At 65.6% G+C, this 18,841-nt stretch carries 16 protein-coding genes; 13 read left to right on the forward strand and 3 right to left on the reverse strand.

The window, feature by feature from the left end; all coding sequences use genetic code 11:
- Positions 1-7 precede the first annotated feature (7 nt).
- Both DDF67_RS24095 and DDF67_RS24100 read left to right on the forward strand, forming a co-directional pair.
- Positions 8-1,963 (forward strand): conjugal transfer protein TraG, encoded by a 1,956-nt coding sequence (locus DDF67_RS24095; protein WP_109455284.1) that lies wholly within the window; start codon positions 8-10, stop codon positions 1,961-1,963.
- 7 nt (positions 1,964-1,970) lie between these two features.
- Positions 1,971-2,387 carry a CopG family transcriptional regulator gene (locus DDF67_RS24100; RefSeq protein WP_109455285.1) on the forward strand — a complete coding sequence of 139 codons (417 nt, stop codon included), beginning with the start codon at positions 1,971-1,973 and terminating at the stop codon, positions 2,385-2,387.
- Between the two features lie 105 nt (positions 2,388-2,492).
- On the opposite strand, the gene DDF67_RS25390 is transcribed toward DDF67_RS24100, so the two are convergent.
- Entirely contained in the window at positions 2,493-3,863 is a 1,371-nt protein-coding gene (locus DDF67_RS25390; protein ID WP_146198085.1) for a hypothetical protein, read from the reverse strand.
- On the reverse strand, positions 3,860-8,590 hold the full coding sequence (locus tag DDF67_RS24105) for a lipopolysaccharide core heptose(II) kinase RfaY (RefSeq protein WP_109455286.1): 4,731 nt from the start codon (positions 8,588-8,590) through the stop codon (positions 3,860-3,862). The genes DDF67_RS25390 and DDF67_RS24105 overlap by 4 nt, the downstream gene beginning before the upstream one ends.
- 527 nt (positions 8,591-9,117) lie before the next feature.
- On the opposite strand from DDF67_RS24105, the gene trbB reads away from it, so the two are divergent.
- From trbB to DDF67_RS24160, 11 genes are all read left to right on the forward strand, one after another.
- Positions 9,118-10,026, forward strand: a complete 909-nt coding sequence (gene trbB, locus DDF67_RS24110) for a P-type conjugative transfer ATPase TrbB (RefSeq protein WP_109455467.1) — start codon at positions 9,118-9,120, stop codon at positions 10,024-10,026.
- An 84-nt stretch (positions 10,027-10,110) separates the two neighbouring features.
- On the forward strand, positions 10,111-10,422 hold the full coding sequence (locus DDF67_RS24115; RefSeq protein ID WP_101719783.1) for a TrbC/VirB2 family protein: 312 nt from the start codon (positions 10,111-10,113) through the stop codon (positions 10,420-10,422).
- Complete coding sequence (locus DDF67_RS24120) at positions 10,422-10,688, forward strand: VirB3 family type IV secretion system protein (protein ID WP_109455287.1); 267 nt, start codon at positions 10,422-10,424, stop codon at positions 10,686-10,688. Before DDF67_RS24115 ends, DDF67_RS24120 begins: the two co-directional genes overlap by 1 nt.
- A gap of 3 nt (positions 10,689-10,691) precedes the next feature.
- Entirely contained in the window at positions 10,692-13,133 is a 2,442-nt protein-coding gene (gene trbE, locus DDF67_RS24125) for a conjugal transfer protein TrbE (RefSeq protein WP_109455288.1), read from the forward strand.
- A complete protein-coding gene (gene trbJ, locus DDF67_RS24130; RefSeq protein ID WP_109455289.1) occupies positions 13,130-13,846 on the forward strand; it encodes a P-type conjugative transfer protein TrbJ in 717 nt (238 codons plus the stop codon). The genes trbE and trbJ overlap by 4 nt, the downstream gene beginning before the upstream one ends.
- Complete coding sequence (gene trbK-alt / locus DDF67_RS24135) at positions 13,843-14,079, forward strand: putative entry exclusion protein TrbK-alt (RefSeq protein WP_109455290.1); 237 nt, start codon at positions 13,843-13,845, stop codon at positions 14,077-14,079. Before trbJ ends, trbK-alt begins: the two co-directional genes overlap by 4 nt.
- A complete protein-coding gene (gene trbL / locus DDF67_RS24140; RefSeq protein WP_109455291.1) occupies positions 14,076-15,353 on the forward strand; it encodes a P-type conjugative transfer protein TrbL in 1,278 nt (425 codons plus the stop codon). Before trbK-alt ends, trbL begins: the two co-directional genes overlap by 4 nt.
- A gap of 1 nt (position 15,354) precedes the next feature.
- Complete coding sequence (gene trbF, locus DDF67_RS24145; RefSeq protein ID WP_109455292.1) at positions 15,355-16,041, forward strand: conjugal transfer protein TrbF; 687 nt, start codon at positions 15,355-15,357, stop codon at positions 16,039-16,041.
- Positions 16,038-16,829 (forward strand): P-type conjugative transfer protein TrbG, encoded by a 792-nt coding sequence (gene trbG, locus DDF67_RS24150; RefSeq protein WP_109455293.1) that lies wholly within the window; start codon positions 16,038-16,040, stop codon positions 16,827-16,829. The genes trbF and trbG overlap by 4 nt, the downstream gene beginning before the upstream one ends.
- Positions 16,826-18,001, forward strand: coding sequence for a TrbI/VirB10 family protein (locus DDF67_RS24155; protein WP_109455294.1), 1,176 nt, complete (start codon positions 16,826-16,828; stop codon positions 17,999-18,001). Before trbG ends, DDF67_RS24155 begins: the two co-directional genes overlap by 4 nt.
- Positions 17,998-18,228 carry a DUF2274 domain-containing protein gene (locus tag DDF67_RS24160; RefSeq protein ID WP_109455295.1) on the forward strand — a complete coding sequence of 77 codons (231 nt, stop codon included), beginning with the start codon at positions 17,998-18,000 and terminating at the stop codon, positions 18,226-18,228. Before DDF67_RS24155 ends, DDF67_RS24160 begins: the two co-directional genes overlap by 4 nt.
- Here DDF67_RS24160 and DDF67_RS26200 read toward each other — a convergent pair.
- Positions 18,225-18,647 (reverse strand): helix-turn-helix domain-containing protein, encoded by a 423-nt coding sequence (locus tag DDF67_RS26200; RefSeq protein WP_233247754.1) that lies wholly within the window; start codon positions 18,645-18,647, stop codon positions 18,225-18,227. The two genes, DDF67_RS24160 and DDF67_RS26200, sit on opposite strands and share 4 nt — an antisense overlap.
- Between the last annotated feature and the right edge of the window lie 194 nt (positions 18,648-18,841).

Genomic DNA, 18,841 nt, shown 5'->3' on the forward strand with positions numbered 1-18,841 from the left:
TCCTGACATGAGCGGAACGAAGATTCTCTGGGGCCAGATCCTCGTGGTCGGCCTGCTGGCGCTGGCCGGTGTGTGGCTGGCTACCGAGTGGACGGCCTGGCGACTCGGCTTTCAGCCGCAGCTGGGGCCACCATGGTTTCGGCTCGGTGACTGGCCGATTTATCCGCCGCCGGCCTTCTTCGTCTGGTGGTTCATCTACGAGGCCTACGCGCCGGACGTGTTCGCGCGCGGCGCGTTCATGGCCGCCGGCGGCGCGTTGGTAGCCGTTCTGGTCGCCATCGGCATGTCGATCTGGCGCGCGCGCGAAGCCAAGAAGGTGACGACCTACGGTTCGGCGCGGTGGGCCACGGTAGAGGAGGCCAGAGCCGCCGGACTGCTGGGCGCCGACGGTGTCGTCCTGGGCCGACTCCAGCACCACTATCTCCGCCACGATGGGCCTGAGCATGTCCTGTGTTTTGCGCCCACGCGTTCGGGCAAGGGCGTGGGGTTGGTGGTGCCGACCTTGCTGACCTGGCCGGGATCGGCCGTGGTTCATGACATCAAAGGCGAGAACTGGCAGCTGACGGCGAACTGTCGGGCCAAGGTCGGTCCTGTGCTATTGTTCGATCCGACCAATCCTGCCTCCAGCGCCTATAATCCGCTGCTGGAAGTGCGGCGCGGGCCGACCGAAGTCCGCGATGTTCAGAATATCGCCGACATCCTGGTCGACCCCGACGGGGCGCTCGAGCGTCGATCGCACTGGGACAAGACCAGCCACAGCCTGCTGGTTGGAGCCATCCTCCACGTCCTCTACGCCGAAGAGGACAAGACCCTGGCGGGCGTGGCCAACTTCCTGGCCGATCCACGTCGCACGATCGAGGCCACCTTGCGGGTCATGATGGCCACCCGCCACCTCGGCGACGCCGTCCATCCTGTAGTGGCGTCTGCTGCCCGGGAGCTGCTCAACAAGAGCGACAATGAGCGCTCGGGCGTCCTCTCCACGGCCATGTCGTTCCTTGGTCTTTATAGGGACCCGATCGTCTCGGCCGTGACCGCGCGCTGCGACTGGCGGATCGACGACCTAGTCGCGCCGGGGCGGCCGGTGACCCTCTACCTGGTCGTGCCGCCGTCCGACATCAGCCGCACCCGCCCGCTGATCCGCCTGATCCTCAACCAGATCGGCCGGCGTCTGACCGAGGGCCTGGAAAGCGCGCGCCATCGGCCACGACTGCTGCTGATGCTCGACGAGTTTCCGGCGCTCGGGCGATTGGACTTTTTCGAGCAGGCCATGGCCTTCATGGCCGGCTACCGGATCAAGGCCTTCCTTATTGCGCAAAGCTTGAACCAGATCGCCAAGGCCTATGGCGAGAATAACTCCGTCCTCGATAACTGCCACGTCCGCGTCGCGTTTTCGACCAACGACGAGCGCACCGCGCGCCGCATCAGCGACAGTCTCGGCACCGCCACCGAGATGCGGGCGATGAAAAACTACGCCGGGCACAGGCTTTCACCCTGGCTTGGTCACTTGATGGTCTCGCGCCAGGAAACCGCCAGGCCGCTGCTCACGCCCGGCGAGGTCATGCAACTTCCTCCGGACGAAGCCTTGGTCCAGGTGTCTGGCGTACCGCCAATCAAGGCTACCAAGGTTCGGTACTTCCTCGACCCGGAGCTGGCTGGGCGTGTGGCCAATCCGCCGTCCCGGCTGAACCCGCTCAGCCAGAGCGCGTCGAGCGAGTGGACTACGACGATCGCCGCCACCACCAGGCCTGGAGGTGGGCAAGGGAGCGCGGCTGATGAGGGTGGCCATCGCATTGAGCCGGAGTTCGAGGCGCGGATCGAGCCTGGGCCGGAAACGCCCGCGCCGGAGACCTGGTTGGAGTTGGAACCGGATGCCGACGACGTCGTCCAGGCCGAGCAGAACCGCCGCTTCAGGGCCGCGGCCAGGCAGGCTAGCCTGGACCCCGACGACGGCATCCCGCTGTGAGGGCGCCATGAAGATTCAGACCAAGGTCTTCCTGGCCCGCGATCTCGTAATTGCCCTGGACGAGGCGTCCCGGCGAACCCGGCGATCGAAGTCGGAGATCGTCCAGGCCGCGGTGGCCAGCTACCTGTCGCCTGATAGCGACGAGGCGGCTGAAGCGGCCGTCGTCCGGCGCCTTGACCGGACCGGACGGAGCCTCGAGCGCCTGGAGCGGGACGTGACGATTTCGAACGAGGCGATCGCGCTCTTCGTCAAGGCTTGGCTGACGGCGACGCCGAGCTTAAGCGCCGGCGATCAGAAGGCCCAGAACGCCAAGGGACAGGAGCGTTACGCCGGGTTCCTTGAGGCGTTGTCGCGGCGGCTGGCCTCGGGCCGGCTTTTGCGAGCCGAGGTTTTGGAGGACCGAGCGTCGAGCGGGGACGTGTGATCGTCGGTTAACTCCAGAAGGTCCACCGTTGAGGGATCCGGGTGGCCATTCTCCCAGAGGGGACAAGCAGGTCGCGCTGGCAATTCGGCCGCCGAAAGAGGTCACCTACTGAGATGATTTTGCGATCTGCACCTTCCTGGGATCCCATCTCCAAATGTCTTCCCATCGCTCCCCGGCTGTTTTTAGGCGCTCCTCTATCCTAGATAGACGCTTGGGGTCGGTGACCATGCCCCCGATAGGGACGGACCGTCCGCCGACGGGCATATGAACATTCACCAGGGCGGCGAGCCCCGGGATGAGAAAGACTTCGAGGTTCGTTGGTAAGTGACCTTGCGGCAGAAGCGTGCCGGTTTCGAAAACCCGCTTATGATCCAGGCGGATACTCTTGTGTGTTGACCTAGGTACGAGGAGCGCGGCTCTCGTGTTCGAGGCACCGGCTTTACGGGTGGCTTCTCGGATCGTCTGCATGGCGTCGGCGAGGCAGAGGCTTCGTCCCCACGACGAACCGTTAGGCCTTACCCACACTAGCTCCAAAGATTCGCGAGTTTTTCCTGCAGCCGCTATTGCATCAACAAGCAAGTCGACATTCGCGCCGAGATAGATCGCTCCGACCGTCGCTTTAAAACCCTCCTGCGAACTCGGGGCCAACGCGATTCCCCAAGCTTCGGCAGCCGCCGAATCCTGAAACAGGCCGGCAAGCCGCTGATCTCCAGTCATGCGCTCGTACTCGTGGGCCGTCCCAGGCGCGACATCAGACCCTTCGAGCATCTGCCAAGCATCGTTTGCGGCGACGGTCAGCTTCCCAAAGTTGGCTGGGGCATCATCTAGATCGGGAAACGATGGCCGCATAGAAAACCGAACCGGATCGAACGTCACGCCGGCCCTGAGGGTCTGATACCCGTATCGACCGCCCTCGACGTCGGATATCGAGTAGAGATTGACAGAGTCTGCGTCAGGAAAGCGCCGAATGCGCCGAGCATAGTCGCGAAAGTTCGCTTCGAACGCCTCTCTGGCAAAGCTTTCGGGCAATTCCCGGGCATCTGGTTGTTCGCGGAGTCTTACCAAATAGGCATGTTGCCTTGGCCGCGATCTTGGGACCATGTTTCGGCTGACAAGGTCGAACCACACATCGCTGAGCATCGGGGCGACTTCGACGAGCTGAGGCACGCCATCGTCCGAAACGCCTCTGAAAAGATCGCGCCCGGCAGCTGCGAGAATCACGTCATCGCCCTGGAACTCCACCAATGCACGTCGTCCAAGATCCAATAGTACGGTTTCCATTTCCGCTTCGCTGAAACCGAACCAGGCACGTAGTCTCGACAACGGCATGCGCTCCGTTACAGCGAGGAGCCGAAGTACAAATTCGTCCACCACCGGCATTTGTCGCTCGCGGGTGATGGTCGCTCTGATGTTGAACCTGCGGCAGGCGATCTGGAAGTCGATGGCATCGACTTCGATCCGAGTTGCGGTGCTCATCGGCCGACGCTCCCTGCCGGGGAGACGATCGCAACATCTGACGAGGAGCATCGAATTCGTGCGAGCACTTGCCGCATTGGCGATGAATTTCGAACGTCGCCCCACATGGCGGTGTCTCCCACGATGTAGAGGCGTTCTTTCGCGCGCGATAGCGCGACGTTGCATCGGTTCTCACGACCCACGTGATACGGGCGCCGCTCGGAATTGGAGCGGACGAGAGAGACGATTACGATCGCGTTTTCCTTGCCCTGGTAAGCGTCCACCGTGTCAATCGTTACGGTGCGGCGGAAGGCTTCACTGAACGGACGTTGCGACCATTCCTTGTCGAGGCGACGCTTCTGTTCGCTGTACATGCAGATGACGCCAATTGTCGGCTCCGCCCGGCGCCCGAGGTCGTCGGCCAGCGACTGCTCTGAAGCGATCATTGCGAGGATCGAAAGCACCGTCTCGATCTCAGCGTCGTTCCAGACTTCGCGCCCGTTGTTTCGGTCACGCTCCTGGCAGCCGGGCATCCCGGTGGTGTCAAACCAAGTAATTGGCGCGGCGAGCGGCCCAGCTAGGCTCGCGAAAGCTGCGTCTGGCTTTCTGGCGTCGGATGGCCTCAGTTGCACGCCGTGTGGGCGGTAGAAAATCTCGGACACCATGTCGCTGATCGCGGGCGCCATCCGATATTGTTCGTCGAGAACGCGGGCGTTTTGCCTACCAAATTCAGACGCGAAAGCCCGCTCGAAATCGGACAAGGCTAAGGCCTGTTTCGCCGGCCCCTTGAACTCTTCGCGCAATGCGGTTTGAACCTCCCGGTCAACCATCGGTCTTAGTTGAAGCTGATCGCCCACCAAGACGACGCGGCTTCCCATCTGCAGTGGAACAGCCAATTCGCCGCTCGTGCAGCGTGCCGCCTCGTCGACGATCACCCAATCGAAGGAGCTTTCCTCCAAGCGAATTTGCGATTGGCCCAATCCTACGCAGGTGCCCGCTACGACGTTCCGCGTCTTAGCGAGGAACTCATCAAAGTTGCGGTGTCCAGAACCGAGCGTTTCACGCCACTCATGCGACAGTTTCAACAACTTGCGAGTGGCAGACAAATCACCAGGACTAGATTTCGGATGCAAATTCAGGACGGCCTGAAATGCCTCCTCCACAATTTCTGCTGTTTCTCCCGCAGCAGCCTCAACGTCGCGACCAATGAAAGTTTTGGCGACTGCCGCGAAAGCTTCAAGCAGGGTTCGGATTCGAGATTCTGAGCGTCGACGCTCATCGCGATCCTGGTCGGCCTCAGCGCCCTTGATCGCCAGTTCAAGCGACCGTTGTATCGCTCCCAAGCGCGTATCTACGTCAACCACGTCATGGACGAACTGCCGGGAAATGCCCATCGCCCCCGCTGCATGCGCGACCCGCGTCTTTAGTCCGTTTTCGAAGCGCACCCGGTAGCGCTCGCGAAGAGATTTGGCTTGGTAAGGTCGAATGCGCTCAGTTGCTCCTCGCGCGCCCACTCTCAGTAGCTCAGCATGCCCGCCCTGGACGCGGTAGGTTCTTAGCAGCTCCTCAAGCACATTGTTGACGGCCTCGTGGGATTGGCTCGCAATCAGAACCCGTCGGGCACCGCCTCGTTTGAGAAGCCAATGGGTAAACGCCGCAATGAAACGTGTCTTGCCCGAGCCCGGAGGGCCCTGGAGCAACCCGACGGGTCCCGCACGCAACAAATGTCGAAAAGCTGAGCCTTGACCTTCGTTCAGCCCATAGGCTTTCAGCTCGGCGTCGCTAACTTCGAGCGAAAACGTTGTCGTGGGGATTTCAGTGGTCGGATCGAAAAAGTCGATCAAGTCGGGGATGACGCTTCGGCGGTCCGTCACCCGTTCCACCGCCCGTCGCCGGCGTTCTTTGGAAACTCGGTCGCGCCGATCCACTAGCGTGACCGACTCTCCTTCAAGCACAACGTCCCTCAGATCGCGGATCGCGAGTTGATGATCATCGCACTTTAGGAGGTCGAGCGTGCCTAGCCGGCGCCCCCTGACGCCGTCCAGACGAACTTCAACCGTGTCATCATCATCAAATTCGAGTGGTTTGGGGGTTTCGTATTGGAACGTCGCAGAGGACCCACTGTCGGGAAGGCGGCGGTCCAAGCGAACCTGCAGCGCAATCTCGTCCTCGATCTCTGAAGCGCGGAGCCACATACGGGGGACGTTGAGCGGTGTTGAGGCGGCGGTGGCCTTAGGCTCTTGTAGATCTTGGCTATCGTATTCTCCGGCTTCATCTTCTTCGGCCGGCTCTTCTTCTTGATCCACATCCGGGGGATCGGCCAGCGATGTGCTAGCGGCCGGAGCCTCTTCCACGGCAACCGCGGCCCTTAGGAAATCGGCGAGTTCAAGCGCCCCCCGACTTTCACCTGAGGTTGTCGAAACTGCCAGCTCCACCGGGGTGCCCTGTGCAAGGTCGCGAAACTGCGTCTCGGTCAGTTCAACGTGTACGCTTCCGGCGTTGACGCGCACGAGCAGGCGAGCGGTCAGCCCGGCCAGGAAGAAAGATTCCAGGCCGTCCGCAGTTCTGAACGCCTTGACCCAAAGTCGCCCCTCATCGCCTTTCAAAATTTCTGTTGGCAGGCTCGGGCCAGAGACTTCGAAGTGGGCGGGTGGTGGCAGTGAAAGTCGCCGCCGTTCAAGATCGACCAGCTCGGAGAGAGGCAGTAGTGTTTCGATCGCTTCTCGGGCCAGCTCTGCTTTCGCCGCCGTGACGATCGTGGCGAGGTTAGGATCTCCTTCGACGAGCGAAAGGATCATCTTGCAGGCTGCAAACCGATCGATCTGCTGGAAGGATAGCCGTTCGTAGTTCTCCGGCGCCCAGGTGAATGAATGTAGGCGGCCGGCGCCAAGCGGGGATACGTCGAAGAGGTCAATCAGCGTGACCTTGTTATTGCTCACGATGACGTTGCCGGGATGCAAATCGCCGTGACCCAATCCGCGCGCATGCAGACTGGTGACGGCGGAGATCAAGCTCGAGGAGATCGCCAGTCGTTCCTCGGACCCGATCTCTGGGGAGAACACTAGTTCCCCTCCGTCGACGAACTCAGTGACAACAAAGGGGCCGACGGGCGACAGGCCACAACGCACGACTGAGATGCAGCCCGACGCAGGAACAGCCTGAAGTGACGCGGCGGCCTCAAGCATAGCCAATAGCGCGTGGTCGCGTCGCGCATCGCCGCGCTGCATCCCGTTCCAGACCTTCACGACTAGGCGTGAACCGGTCGAACCGCTTTCGTAACGGCTCAAGCGGGGGTTAGTCGTCATCGGACCGGCCGGTGGGAAGACGGCGTAAGGAATGTCTTTTGTCTCGAAAGCGTCGAGACGGGACTGATCTACATCTGGACCAGATGGCGTTCGAAGCTCGCCGATCGCTTCTGCGAGATCTATGGCGCTGTTGTACCGATCGCCCGGCGCGGCCAAAGCCTTGTCCGCAACCTCCCCCCAACCGGGCGGGAGTAGCCCTCGACTGGCGTCAAGGACTTCGATCTGACGCATCAGCAGGCCGACACTTCGAACGTCCCTTTCGCGCGCAGTCGCTTGAGTGCCTCCCCAGTGGGGCTCTTTTTCAGCGTATGCGGCAAGAATGTCCAACCAGTCACCGACGGACTGATCATTCGGAAGGCGGGCAGAATAAAAGCCCGTCATGGCCATGCTTGTTGGATCCCCAAGCCACACGCAATCGCCACCGATGTCGCGATGAGCGACGCCATGCCGGTGAAGCTCCGCGACCATCGATACCAAGCTGTGGACCAGGTCGATGAGCTGGTCGCCCGTAAGCTCCTCGCCATTTCGCTCAAGGTAGCGACGGAGTGTTGTCCAGCCGTTGGGGACTGAAAGTAGTTGATGGTGCTGGGTGAGCACCTCGTCGGGCGCAGACCCGATGGGCTTGAGAATACCGCGCTGAGCCATCCAGCTCTGTTGCTCGCCGAGATGGCCAAGGACCCCAAGTTCTCTGTCCGCTATCAGCGCTCGGCCTTCCGGCTCGTTTAGTCCCGCAGGCAAATTGTCGAACCGCCACAGGCGAAGAAGCGCTTTGACGCGCTCTTCCTTGGAAAGATGTGCTCTGTGCTCTCTCCAGATGTCGGAACGATGAACGAAGAAATCCTCGTCAGTGACGCCGTATCCATCCCAACTCATTTTCAACGGTTGGAAGTAGGAGCTGCTTTTGACGAGTTTCTCAAAATCTTTGACGAACATGTTTGGGCGGACGTTCAACATCTTAACGTTGCCAAGTAAGCGATTTCGTTCGGTGCGGTTGCCTAGGAGGCAGGCTTCCTGGAGCGTGAGCACAAATGGCTTTTCATCATGTGGAAGTGCGTCGCGAGTTGCTGTGGCGGTCAGGACAACTCTTGAATCAACATACACCCCTGATAGTTGGGGGATTTGATTTGAAATGATGCCTTTTACTTTTTTTGCTTTTTCGTTGCCGAGAATTACCGCCGATCGGCCGCGTTTCGATCCGTTCACGAGCCAATTGTCGCCGTTGGACGTGAGCTTTCCGTTCCAATCCTTCAGTTCGAGGAGTACGACGCGATCGTCCATTACGCATAGGAGATCGATTTCAATTGGTGAGCTGTTCTTGGGGAAGGCGTTCAGAGACGCAAATAGCATCCAATTGATTGGAAGGGCTGTGGCGAGGCTTTCAACACCTTTGACTTCCCGGCGCTGAATGCCAGCGCTGCTAAGGTATTGGACCCTGCAAGCCATCTTGTCTCCCCGAGGTGCCGTCAATCGCCTGGTCGACAATGTTAGGCGATTTTGTCGTCAATCTTAGTTTGAGAAACCTCAACCATATCGCGACTCGCGTTGGGTTCCAGCAAAAGGCCAGCGCCATACGTCTGGTGGCGATTGGCTGGTTATGGGGGCTGCAAAGGCAGGCGCAATCAAGCTGGTGGGGGAAGCGCTGCATACCGAGGATGAGGCAACGCCTTGTGCGACATATGTTGCCTAGAGGTTCCGGGGCTGAGCTATCAGCGCGGCGATCTCCTTGTCGTGCTCGAAGGGCGATCGATACGTGGCAGCCTCGTTCCGCGCGGCACTCTCTACGCCGGTCCGCTGCTTTCTCTTGCGCATAGCCGTCCTGCCGTTCGCCTGTCTTTGTACGCCAGGGTACGACGGGCCGATTTGGCTGTTGAGATCGGTCAGAGCCGGGTCTTCTTACTCATCCCCGTAAGCAACGGGGACCCGCCGTGGACCTTTCCGAAACCGAGACCGGACGCGAGCGCAGCCGCCAGATGCTGCGCACCGCCCTTGGGCCATTGCTCCTGGCGCGGCTGGAGGATCCGGGCGTGGCCGAGGTCATGCTCAATCCCGATGGCCGGGTCTGGATCGATCGCTTCGACGTGGGTCTGGTCGACGCCGAGCTGACGATCGCGCCAGCTGACGCCGAGCGGATTCTTCGCCTGGTGGCCCACCATGTCGAGGCTGAGATCCACGCTGGCCGGCCGCGGCTGTCGGCCGAGCTGCCCGGAACGGGCGAGCGGGTCGAGGGGCTGTTGCCGCCGCTGGTGGCCGCGCCGGCCTTCTCCATCCGTAAGCCCGCGAGCCTGGTCTTCACCCTGGCCGACTACGTCCGCACCGGCGTGATGAGCCAGGAGCAGGGCAGGGTGCTGCGCGACGCGGTGGCCGTCCGCGCCAACATCCTGGTGGTGGGGCCTACCTCCAGCGGCAAGACCACGCTGGTCAACGCCTTGCTGGCCGAAGTCGCCGCCTCGGGCGATCGCGTGATCATCGCCGAGGACCTGCGCGAGTTGCAGTGCGCGGCGGAGAACCAGGTGGCGCTGCGGACCCGCGACGGCGTGGCCGGCCTGACAGACCTCGTCCGCTCGTCCCTGCGGCTGCGCCCCGACCGCATCATTATCGGCGAGGTGCGGGGTCCTGAGGCACTCGACCTGATCAAGGCCTGGGGCACGGGCCATCCGGGCGGGGTGGGGACCCTGCACGCCGGCTCGGCGCTGGGCGCGCTGCTGCGCCTGGAGCAACTGATCCAGGAGGCGGTGGTCGTCGTGCCCCGCGGCCTGATCGCCGAAACCATCGACCTGATCGCGGTCCTGCAGGGGCGGGGCCGACAGCGCCGCCTCTCGGACCTCGCGCGCCTGGATGGGCTCGCGCCCGACGGCGCCTACCAGCTCAGCCCCGCCTGAGATCCCGCCCCTAAACCCCCGGAGTTTTTGAAGATGTTCACGCGAGAACCCTCGCGCCTGCGTGCACGCCTGCTCGCCGGCTCCATGCTCGACTGCCGCGGGGGCGTTCCGCCCCTGACCATCGCCGCCCTTCTGGTCGCTTCCTCGGCCAAGGCCGCCGGCTCCTCCATGCCCTGGGAAGAGCCGCTGCAGCGGATCTTGGAGTCAATCGAAGGTCCCGTCGCCAAGATCATCGCGGTGATCATCATCATCGTCACGGGCCTGACCCTGGCCTTCGGCGAGACCTCCGGCGGCTCGCGCAAGCTGATCCAGATCGTCTTCGGGCTGTCGATCGCCTTCGCCGCCAGCTCGTTCTTCCTGTCGTTCTTCAGCTTCGGCGGCGGGGCGCTGGTCTGATGGCCGGCGATCGCGCGATGGGGTTCGCCGCGCCGGTTCACCGAGCGCTTTGCGAACCGATGCTGCTGGCCGGCGCCCCGCGCGCGATCGCCCTGGTCAACGGCACCCTGGCCGCGGCCCTGGGGGTGGGGTTGCGGCTGTGGATCGTCGGTCTCGCGGTCTGGCTGGTCGGGCACGGCCTGGCGGTCTGGGCCGCGCGCCGCGACCCGCAGATCTTCGACGTCGGCCGCCGGCATGTCCGGCTGCCGGCCTATCTGGAGGTCTGAGCCATGCTGGATCTTCGCGAATATCGTCGCCGGCCCGCGCGTCTGGCCGACTTCCTGCCCTGGGCGGCCCTGGTCGCGCCGGGCGTGGTTCTGAACAAGGACGGCTCCTTCCAGCGCACGGCGGAGTTTCGCGGACCGGATCTGGACTCGGCCACCGACGCCGAGGTCGCCGCCGTCGCCGCGCGCCTCAACGGCGCCTTGCGTCGGCTGGGCTCTGGCTGGGCGCTGTTCGTCGAGGCTCGCCGTGATCCGGCCGGCGCCTATCCCGAAAGCGCCTTTCCCGACCCGGTCTCGATGCTGGTCGAGGCCGAGCGCAAGGCCGCCTTCGTCGAGACCGGCGAGCACTTCGAAAGCCGCTACTACCTGACCCTGACCTATCTGCCGCCGGCCGATCGGCGGGGCCGGGTCGAGGGCCTTTTCGTCGAAGGGCGGGCAGGCCCGGGGCTCGACTGGCGCTCCGAGCTCTCCGGTTTCGTCGATCGGTCCGACCGTCTTCTGGCCCTGCTCGACGGGCTGACGCCCAAGGTCGGCTGGCTGGATGACGGGCAAACCTTGAGCTTCCTGCATGGGGCGATCTCGACGGTTCGCCAGCGGGTGGCGGTGCCCGACACTCCGATGCAGTTGGACGCGCTGCTGGCCACCGAGCCGCTCGCCGGCGGCCTGCAGCCCAGGCTTGGACGGGCGCACCTGCGGGTCCTGACCCTGACCGGCTTTCCGGTCGCGACGACGCCTGGCCTGCTTGACGAGCTCAACCGCCTGGGGATCGCCTATCGCTGGAGCACCCGGGCCCTGTGCCTAGACAAGACCGATGCTGCGGCCCTGCTGGGCAAGATCCGCCGCCAGTGGTTCGCCAAGCGCAAGTCGGTTTTGGTTCTGCTGCGCGAGGCGCTGACCCAGGAGCCGTCGCCCCTGGTTGACAACGACGCGGCCAACAAGGCCGTCGATGCGGATCTAGCCCTGCAGGACCTCGGCGGCGATGCGGTCGCCTACGCCTATGTCACCGCCAGCCTGGTGGTTTGGGACGAGGATCCTGCAGTCGCCGACAGCAAGCTGGCGCTGGTCGAAAAGGTCATTCAGGCCCGGGACTTCGCCGTCATCCGCGAGAGCGTCAACGCGGTGGAGGCCTGGCTCGGGACGATCCCTGGCCATGCTTACGCCAACGTCCGCCAGCCGCCGCTCTCGACCCTCAATCTGGCTCACATCGCGCCGATGTCGGCGGTCTGGGCTGGGCCCGAGCGCAACATCCATCTGGATGGCCCGCCGCTGCTCTTGGCTCGAACCGCTGGCTCTACGCCGTTTCGGCTGAGCCTCCACGTCGGCGATGTTGGTCACACGCTGGTGGTGGGGCCGACGGGAGCGGGCAAGAGCGTGCTGCTGGCGCTGCTGGCCCTGCAGTTTCGTCGCTACCCGAAGAGCCAGATCTTCGCCTTCGACTTCGGCGCCTCCAGCCGCGCCGCGGCGCTGGGCATGGGCGGCGACTTCCACGACCTCTCCGGAGAGGGCGCGGCGGTTTCGCTCCAGCCCCTGGCGCGGATCGACGAGCCCGAGGAGCGAGCCTGGGCGGCCGGCTGGCTGGCCGCCGTATTGGCCCGCGAGGGCGTGGGGATCACCCCGGCGGTCCGCGACCATCTGTGGACCGCGCTTGGCAGTCTGGCCAGCGCGCCGGTCGCCGAGCGGACGCTGACGGGCCTAGTGGCGCTGCTGGCCAGTCAGCCCCTGAAGGCTGCCCTCGGCCCCTTCATTTTGGGCGGTCCGTTGGGCCGGCTGCTGGATGGATCGGGCGAAGCCCTGGGCAGCGCCGACGTCCAGGTCTTCGAGACCGAGGGTCTGGCCAGGAGCGCCGCAGCGCCCGCGGTCCTGACCTATCTCTTCCATCGCATCGGTCGCCGGCTCGATGGTCGCCCGACCCTGATCCTGATCGACGAGGGCTGGCTGGCGCTCGACGACCCGGCCTTCGGCGCCCAGCTGCGCGAGTGGCTGAAAACCCTGCGCAAGAAGAACGCCTCGGTGATCTTCGCCACCCAGTCGCTGGCTGATGTGACGGGTAGCCCGATCGCCGCCTCGATCGTCGAGAGCTGCCCGACAAGGATCTTCCTGCCCAACCCGCGAGCGATGGAGCCGCAGGGCGCGGCCGCCTACGGCCGGTTTGGTCTGAACGAGCGCCAGATCGAGATCCTCGCCCGGGCCACGCCCACACGCGACTACTACCTGCAATCGCGGGCCGGCGATCGGCTGTTCGACCTGGGGCTTGGCCCCGTGGCGTTGGCGTTCTGCGCGGCCTCTTCCAAGGCCGACCAGACTGCGATCGGCGCGGTGCTCGCGGCGGTGGGAAGGGAGGGGTTTGCGGCCGCGTGGCTCAACCTGCGCGGCCTCCCCTGGGCGGCCGATCTTCTGACTTCGGGGGCGGCGGGCGCTTCCCCTTCCTTCCCGGAGAGCCTGCCATGACCCTTTCCCGACGCCGTCTTTCGGCGGCGCTTCTGGCCGCGCCCACGGCCGCCGGCCTGATGCTGGCGCCGCCGTTGGCCCAGGCCCGGATCGTCGTCTTCGATCCGACTAACTACGCCCAGAACGTTCTGACGGCCGCCCGCGCCCTTCAGTCGATCAACAATCAGATCAGCTCGCTGCAGAACGAAGCCCAGATGCTGCTCGGCCAGGCCAAGACCTTGGCCAGCCTGCCATACTCGACGCTGGCGACCCTGCAGGCCCAGGTCGATCGGACGCGGCAGCTTCTCGGCGAGGCCCAGGCCCTGGCCTATGACGTGGCCTCGATCCAGAAGGCCTTTACCGCCAACTATGGCGCCGCCTCGCTGTCGGCCTCCGACGCGGACCTGACCGCCCGGGCTGACGCACGCTGGACGACGGCGATGGCCAGCTTTCAGGACGCCTTGAAGCTTCAGGCCGGCGTCGTCGAGGGCCTGGGCGCCAGCCGCGACCAGCTCACCAGCCTGGTGGAGGCCAGCCAAGGCGCGGTCGGCGGTCTGCAGGCCGCCCAGGCCGGCAACCAGCTCCTGGCCCTGCAATCGCAGATGCTGGCCGACCTCATCGCCCTGGCCGCCGCCCAAGGTCGCGCCCAGGCGCTTGAGGCCGCCGACCAGGCCGCCGCCCGCGCCGACGCCAAGGCCAGGTTCGCCAAGTTCATGGGATCGGGCTCGCAATGAGGTGGGCCATCGGTCTTAGCGCGGCCGCCTGGATCCTGATCGGCGCCCTCGTGGTCGCGGTTCGTGGGCGGCATGAGGCTGCGCCCCCGGCACGGATGGAGGTCGCTGGCTATCGCGGCGATCCCGAGCTTGGACGTTGCCGCGACCTGGGTGAGGCGGCCAAGGACGATCCAGCCTGCCGCCAGGCCTGGGCGCGCGCCCGGGCCCACTTCTTCGGTGAGGCCCGGCCATGAGCGACACCGGCGTCATCGACCGCTTCTTCGATACCTACGGCCGCTACATCGACAGCGGGTTTGGATTGCTTGGCGGGGAGGTCGCCTTCCTGTCGACGACCCTGGTGGCCATCGACGTTACCCTGGCCGCGCTCTTCTGGGCCTGGGCCCATGGCGAGGACATCCTCGCGCGGCTGGTCAAGAAAACCCTCTATGTCGGGTTCTTCGCCTTCCTGATCGGCAACTTCCACACCCTGACCGGCATCGTAATGTCGAGCTTCTCGGGCCTTGGCCTCAAGGCGGGCGGGGTGGGAACCTCAGCTGAGGATTTTCTGCGGCCCGGCAAGTTGGCGGCGCTGGGCCTGGAGGCCTGCAAGCCGATCCTGCAGTCGGCCAACGACCTGAGCGGATTTCCCGGCTTCTTCGAAAACGCCGTTCAGATCCTGATCCTTCTGATCGTGGCGCTCCTGGTGATCGTCTCGTTCTTCGTCATCGCCGTGCAGATCTTCGTGGTTTTGATCGAGTTCAAGCTCGTCAGCCTCTGCGGCTTTGTCTTGGCGCCGTTCGGGCTCTTCGGGCGCACCGCGTTCCTGGCCGAAAAGGTCCTGGGCAACGTCATGGCCTCGGGCGTCAAGGTCATGGTGCTGGCGGTGATCGTCGGCATCGGCTCGACCCTGTTTTCCGAGTTCACCAGCCAGGCCGCCGGCCAGCCGACCATCGAGGACGCCCTGGCCATGGCCCTGGCGGCTTTGACCCTTCTGGGCCTTTCGATCTTCGGTCCCGGCATCGCTTCGGGCCTGGTCTCCGGCGCGCCGCAGCTGGGCGCGGGCGCGGCCGTCGGCACCGGCATGGCTGTGGCCGGTATGGCCATGGCCGCGGCGGGGGCCGCCCAGATGGCGGCCGGCGCGGTTTCGGGCATGTCGTTCGGAGGCTTTGGCGGTGCGAGCGCGGCTGGCGCGGCCGGGGCGGCGGGTGGTCGTCTGCCGCCGCCGGGCAATGGCGGAGCCCTGCCGCCGCCTGACGGCGGCGGTGGACCCTCCGGCCCGCCGCGTCTGCCGCCGCCTGGCGACAGCGGCGGGGGAGGCGGCTTTGGCTTCACCATGCCGCCGCCCAAGACCGGCAACGACGAGGGCGGCGGCGGAGAGAGCGGTAGCGGCGCGCCGATGGCGCCCGTCTGGGCCCAGGCGCTTGCCGACCGCCACGCCGTGACCCGCGGCGCAGAGATGGCCGCCCATGCGATCGGCGGCTCCCACGACCATGGCGGCGACGCCGCCCCCAGCCTGAAGGAGGACTAGGATGAACCCCTTGAAGGGCGCGGCGCGCTATGGCGCGACACCGCAGCCAGAAACCCCTTACCAGCGGGCGGGCCAAGCCTGGGACGAGCGCATTGGTTCGGCCCGTGTCCAGGCCGCCAACTGGCGCTTGGCGGCGCTGGGCCTGTTGATGGCCAACACCGCGCTATGCGGGTCTCTGGCCTGGCTGGCTGCGCGCGGCTCGGTGACGCCTTGGGTAGTGGAGGTCGATCGACTGGGCGAGCCGCGCGTCGTTGCGCCGGCTGTCCAGGGCGCCAAGCCCACCGACCCGATGATCGCCTGGACCCTGGCGCGGTTCATCACCGACGTGCGCGCTGTTTCCACTGACCCGGTGGTCATGCGCCAGGCCTGGCTTCGGGCCTACGACTTCACCGACGCGGCCGGGGCCGCCGCCTTGTCGGATTACGCCCGGCGCGCTGATCCTTTCGCCCAGGCCGGCCGCGCCCAGGTGGTGGTTACCGTCAGTAGCGTGGTTCGGGCCACGCCCGGCAGCTTCCGGGTCGCCTGGACCGAGCAGCGTTATGCCGAGGGCCAGCTGGCCGCCACCGAACGCTGGAGCGCCATCCTCACCCTAAACCTCGTCCCGCCTCGCACCCCCGAAGGCCTGCGGTCCAATCCTCTGGGCGTCTTCGTCTCCGGCATCGCCTGGTCCAAGGAGTTTGGCGCATGACCCGCTCGGTTCTGATGGTCTGCCTGGCGCTTGCCAGCCCGTGTGCGGCCGCGCCCTCGGCCCAGCTGGAAGTCCCCGGCGGCGCCAAGCGCTTCGACTACCGCGACGAAGCGGTCTATCCGGTGATCGCCACGCCGGGCCGGATCACCGATATCGTGCTTGAGCCGGGCGAGGCCCTGGTTGGCTCTGGACCCGTGGCGGCCGGCGACACCACCCGCTGGGTGATCGGCGATACGATCAGCGGCCAGGGCGCTGGTCGACGCGTTCACGTCATGATCAAGCCTACGGCCTCGGGCCTGGCCACCAACCTCATCATCAACACCGATCGACGCACCTACCATCTGGAGCTTCGCGCCTCGGCCAGGACCTGGCTTTCGCAGGTCTCCTGGCGCTATGTCGCGGCTGAGGCGGGTAGAGCGGCCTTGCCGCCGCTCGTTCCGGTCATCGTGCCCGATGTGGTCTTGGCGCCGGCAGTCCCGGGGCGGCCGCTCAATACCGCCTATCGGATCAGCGGCGCCCATCCGAACTGGCGGCCGGTGGCCGTGTCGGACGATGGCCAGCGCCTCTTCGTCGACTTCGGCCCGGCCGTCGCGATGGACGACCTGCCGCCGCTCTACCGGATCGGTCCCGACGGCAAGACCGCCGAGCTCGTCAACTACCGGGTCGAGGGGCGGCGGATCATCGTCGATCGCCTGCTCGATCGCGCCGAACTGCGCCTGGGCGCCAAGCGCCGGGCCCAGTCCGTGCGCCTGACGCGCCTTTCGCCCATCAAGGAGGCCGGCCAATGAGCCAGGACGCTGAGGCGGCCGAAGAGGCCATCGCCAAGACCCTGCGCCTGCGCGGCGCCCAGGTTCCTGTCGCGCGGGTCTCGCGCAGGGCTCTGGTCATCGTCGGCGCCATGCTGATCGCCGGTGTCGCCGGCGCGCTGGGCTGGTCGCTGATGGAAAAGCGCAAGGCGGCGCCCGTGGAGGCCAGGGTGACGACGGCGCAGCCGCCCGAGACGGTCACCGCCCTGCCGCGCGGCTATGTCGGGCCGGCCGGCACGCCGGCGCTGGGACCGCCGCTGCCTGGGGATCTGGGCCGGCCAATGCTTAGCGCCGCGCGGGCAAGGGAGGGGGAAGTCAAGGTGGCGCCGGTGGTCGCGGGCGCGAATTCGCCGGCCGTGGCTTCGCCGACGCCGCTGGTCGATCCACGGGTCGAAGCCGAGCGCCAAATCCGTAGAGCGGCGATCCAGAGCGGCCTTTTCGTGGCGGCGGTGGCTCAGGGCTCGCGTGACGCTGTTGCGGCCGCGGCCCTGGAACCCGTGGTCGTGTCGCAGGGCGACAAGGCGCCAACCGGTGATGCGCGTCTGACCAGCGTCGAGCGCCTGCAGCCGCCAGCCTCGCCCTATGTGCTGCAGGTCGGATCGATCATTCCCGCCGCCCTGGTGACAGGCCTGCGGTCCGACGCGCCGGGGATGGCGATCGCCCAGGTCACCCAGGACGTCTACGACAGCCTGGGCGGCGGCTACCTGTTGATCCCCAAGGGCGCGAAGCTGGCCGGCGAATACGACGCCCAGGTTCAGGCCGGCCAGAGCCGCCTGCGCGTGGTGTGGACGCGCCTGACCCTGCCGTCGGGCAAGTCGATCGTTCTGGACAAGCTGCCCGGCGCCGACGAGCAGGGGATGGCCGGCCTGCAGGATGGCGTCGACCGTCATGGCGGCCGGGTTCTGGCTGCGGCGGGGCTTTCGACCCTGCTGGCCATCGGGAGCGAGGTCGGCTCCTCCAGCGAGGAGAGCGACATCGCCCGCGCCGTTCGCCGGGCCGGCGCCGACACCGCAAGTTCCGTTGGCCAGCAAATGGTCGGCAAGAGCCTGGATCTGGCCCCGACCCTAACCATCCGGCCCGGCGCGCCGCTGCGGGTGCTCCTGACCCGCGACCTCGTACTCGAACCCTATGCCGACGAAAGGAAAGCGCCATGAGCGGCGGCAAGCTGAAGCTGGGGGCGCTGGAGGACGACACCCCGGTGAAGATGACGATGGATCTTCCCGCCAGCATCCACCGGGATCTTCTCGCCTATGCCCAGATGCTCGCCTCCCAGACGGGCGGCAAGCCGGCCGAGCCCGCCAAGCTCGCGCCGAGAATGCTGGAGCGGTTCATGGCCACCGATCGCGTGTTTGTGCGAGGGCGGCGGGGGCGGGGCGCTTAGGCGGCCTCCTCCTGATCGGAGGGAGGCCCAAGCGCCGCCATCAGGCCTAGGACTTTGCGACGCCGGAGCGGCTCAAGCCCTGATAGCAATTGCGCCAGCGCAATGCCATCGGGGCTCGCCAGCAAGGCGGTGATGGCTTGGGCCTTCTCCAGTTGCGCCCTGCTCGGCGCTTCTTCGGCGTCGGTCGCCGGCAGCCCCTCGAAGAACCACGCCGGCTGCGCGCGTAGGACGCCAGCGAGCCGGTAGAGCATTGAAGCGCTGATGCGGTTGGCGCCGCGCTCGTACTTTTGGATTTGCTGGAAGGTCAGGTCTAGCCCCAGGGCGAGTTTGGCCTGGCTGATACCGAGCGACTTGCGGCGAAGACGGATCTTGGCGCCGACGTGCTTGTCGACGGGGTGGGGCGGGTTTTTCGACGGCAAGGGACGCTCCGGTTGCTGTGCATCAACGAAGAGACATGCCAGGCGCCATGGCCTGGTAGTTGAGCGCGCAAAAACCTGGGACTGCGCCGTCGCGCCCACTTGCCTGAGGGTATCGCCGGGGTCTGGTGGGGGGGCGCCTACGTCCACTTTGGAAGTGCCAGCGGGACACGATCGCGTTGGACGACCAGAGGGGC

This window comes from Caulobacter endophyticus (genome assembly GCF_003116815.1).
GTDB lineage: Bacteria > Pseudomonadota > Alphaproteobacteria > Caulobacterales > Caulobacteraceae > Caulobacter > Caulobacter endophyticus.